Genomic DNA, 2,396 nt, shown 5'->3' on the forward strand with positions numbered 1-2,396 from the left:
TGACACCGGGCGCGGGTACTGACACCGGCCTCGCCGCCGGCCGGGGACGCCGGGAGCCGGCGCGGGCGGCGCGGGCGGGCGGTACGGGCGGTGGCGCCGCGCTGCTGCCCGTCCGCCCGTCCGCCCGTCCGCCCGTCCGCCCGTCCGCCCGTCCGCCCGTCCGCCGGGAAACTACCGCTGGTTGGCCGGGAAGCTACCGCTGGTCCCCGGAGCGCCCGCCCATGGCCTCGATGCCCGCGATCAGCAGATCGACGGCGAACCGGAAGTCCCGCTCGCGCATCTCCTCGACGGTGTCCCCGCCCCGGGCCTTCACGATCGCCTCGGAGGGCCGGATGATCTTCTCCAGCTCCGGGTCCGCGCGGACGGCGCCGAGCGCCTGACCGTAGTACTCGTCCTGGCTCAGCCCCGCCTGCGCCGAACGCTGGACGAAGTGGCCCTCCATGGTGCCGAAGCCGTACACGAACTGGAAGACGGCCGAGACCGCGCCGGTCTGGCAGTGCATCGGCAGACCCGTGTCACGGACGACGTCCTGGACGGCGTAGGAGAAGAGCATCGCGTACGGGCCGACGTTCAGGAACCGTCCGGCGAGTGCGGAGGCCCAGGGATGGGCCACCAGCATCCCTCGGTAGCTGGAGGCCAGTTCGCGCAGCCGGTCGCGCCAGTCGGTGTCCGCGCGGGCGGCCGGGATCTCCTCGTAGACCGTGTCGAGGGCGAGTTCCAGCAGGTCGTCCTTGGTGTCGACGTACCAGTACAGGGACATCGCCGTGACGTCCAGCTCGGCGGCGAGCCGTCGCATGGAGAACTTCGCGAGCCCCTCCGCGTCCAGCAGCCGCACGCTCGCCGCGGTGATGCGCTCCCGGTCGAGCCCGGCCGGCTGGTCGGCCTTGCGGGCACGCGCCGGTGTCCGGCGGTCCAGCCACACGCTGACCCGCGAGGAGTCCTTCCCACGGTCTGCCGCGGATCCCATGGCGCCCTCTTCTCGTCCGGCCGACGGTACGGGCGTACGCGCGCGCCCGCACCCCACAGGCTGCCGTCCCCGGTCGGTCGCTCCACCGGGGGTCGGCACCCTGTCCGATGCTATGCCCGCTGCTCAGGACGCCTGCGTGGACGTGGGCTCCCCCGGTGCGTCCGGTGCGGCCGGGGCGGCAGGTGCCTTTGGTGCGGTCGGGGTGCGCCCGGCCCGGTGTACGGCCGCCGCGCCGCCCAGTTGGCTGGTGGCCAGGCCGGAGGCGAACGCGTCGGTGATCCGGTGCCGTTCGGCCGCACCGCCGGCCGCGGCGAGGGCGGCGGGCAGCGAGGCCGCGCCCACGGCGGCGGGGACCAGCGCGGCGAACCGTGCGTTCAGCACGGCTCCCAGGACGGCGACGCCGAGGCCGTTGCCGAATTCGGCAAGGGTGCCGTTCACCCCGGCACCGACCCCCGCCTTCTCCGGCGGGATCGCACTCATGATCGCGTTGGCCATGGCCGGCATGGCCAGGGCGATTCCGGCCCCCATGACGACCAGCCCGAGCAGCATCCCTCCGTAGGCGTCGCGTCCGAGCACCGCGATCGCGGCCAGACCGGCGGCCAGAAGGCTCATCCCGGTGGCGATGGTCACGGGGGTGCCCAGCTTCGGCACCAGGCGGGCACCGAGACCGGTGAGGTTGAGCGCGACCACGGTGAGGGCCAGCGGGGCGGTGCGCAGGCCGGCCTCCAACGGGCCGTAGCCCAGGACGAACTGGAGGTGCTGGGTGAGCAGGAAGAGCGATCCGCCCATGCCGAAGGCGACGAGGACCGAGCCGGCGACCGCGCCGACGAACCGCTGGTCACGGAAGAAGTGCATGTCCAGCATCGGGTACGGGACGTGGAGCTCCCACAGGACGAACCCGGTGAGGAAGGCGACCCCGGCGAAGGCGGTGAGCAGAACCCGTCCGGAGGCCCAGCCGTGCCCGGGACCGGAGATGATCGCGTAGACGACCGCGGCCATCCCGAGGGTGGAGAGCAGGGCGCCCAGCAGGTCGGGGCGGTCGCCGCGGGGGTTCTTGGACTCGGGGACGAGCCGGGCGACGGCGACGAGCCCGACGACCGCGACGGGGATGTTGATCAGGAAGATCGCTCCCCACCAGAAGTGGTCGAGCATCACTCCGCCGATCAGCGGTCCGGCGGCGAAGCCGAGGGAGTTGACGGTGGCCCAGATACCGATGGCCTTGACGCGTTCGCCCTCGTCGAAGATCTGGACCACCACGGCCAGGGTGGTGGTGAGCAGCAGCGCGCCACCGATCCCCATGCCGGCCCGGGCGGCGATCAGCTGCCCCGGGGACTGGGCGAGTCCGGCCACCAGTGAGCCCGCGCCGAACAGCGCCAGGCCGATGACCAGCATCTTCCGGCGGCCGTACCGGTCGGAGGCGCTGCCCGCC

At 73.4% G+C, this 2,396-nt stretch carries 2 protein-coding genes; both read right to left on the reverse strand.

The window, feature by feature from the left end; translation table 11 throughout:
• Nucleotides 1-193: 193 nt before the first annotated feature.
• On the reverse strand, nt 194-967 hold the full coding sequence (locus IH13_RS0100675) for a TetR/AcrR family transcriptional regulator (protein WP_031080070.1): 774 nt from the start codon (nt 965-967) through the stop codon (nt 194-196).
• 123 nt (nt 968-1,090) lie between these two features.
• A partial coding sequence (locus IH13_RS0100680) for an MFS transporter (protein ID WP_082317473.1) occupies nt 1,091-2,396 on the reverse strand: 1,306 nt, incomplete at its 5' end.

This window comes from Streptomyces sp. NRRL WC-3549 (genome assembly GCF_000721935.1).
Taxonomy (GTDB): domain Bacteria; phylum Actinomycetota; class Actinomycetes; order Streptomycetales; family Streptomycetaceae; genus Streptomyces.